This is a genomic window from Shewanella hafniensis, from assembly GCF_019655335.1.
Classification (GTDB): Bacteria; Pseudomonadota; Gammaproteobacteria; order Enterobacterales; family Shewanellaceae; genus Shewanella; species Shewanella hafniensis.
Genome location: NZ_BPFD01000196.1, coordinates 1 through 726, shown reverse-complemented (window position 1 = coordinate 726; position 726 = coordinate 1). Strand labels below are relative to the sequence as shown.

At 33.6% G+C, this 726-nt stretch carries 1 protein-coding gene; it reads left to right on the top strand.

The window, feature by feature from the left end; genetic code table 11:
• Positions 1 to 20: 20 nt before the first annotated feature.
• Positions 21 to 726, top strand: a 706-nt coding sequence (locus tag K5Q99_RS21880) for a DUF2971 domain-containing protein (RefSeq protein ID WP_220778129.1), incomplete at its 3' end; no start/stop codon positions are given.

The window sequence follows — 726 nt, the reverse complement described above, 5'->3', positions numbered from 1 at the left end:
TGAAAGTAAATTAGAAATATATGAAATTACATCATTATACGACCATCGAAAACTTAGCTTTAATTCTAAATTCTAAAAAAATTCGATTTTCTAGGTTAACGACTGTAGATGATACTGAAGAATCTGAAAATTTTGGCGAATATAATATTGCACCATTTATATTTGTTAGTTGTTGGACGACAAATAACGTAGAAAGTATTCCCTTATGGAAAATGTACACTGGAAACATGAGAGGTGTAAGGATTTCGTTTGATGGTAAACCATTTCATATGAGGAAATTAGAAATCAATTCATCACTACCGATTACAATTGAGGGGGAAGTTGAGTCACCTTTAACAATTGAACAAATATTTAATCCCGAGTGCTTTGTTCTTCCTGAATTTATTACGAATGCAGATTTTGGCGGAGAAGTAGAGTACACCGATGATCTAGCTGGTATTTACCAAGATGCGGTAAAAATAACACGGAATGATGATGGTAGTGTAAATATGTCGATTTCGGGTGCCAGCTCTATAGCAAAGCATAAGAGTAAAGTTTGGGCATTCCAAGAAGAATACCGTTTCAATTTAATGGCTTTCCCTGCACCTAAGGAAGGCTATACAAAGGATACTTTCAATAATTTTCACAACCTTTATGTTAATGCTGTTTATTTCGGTTCTTCCCCAAGAAATAATTACATAGATGTTGATTTGTGCCCTGAAAAACTTAATAACATGACTATTACAC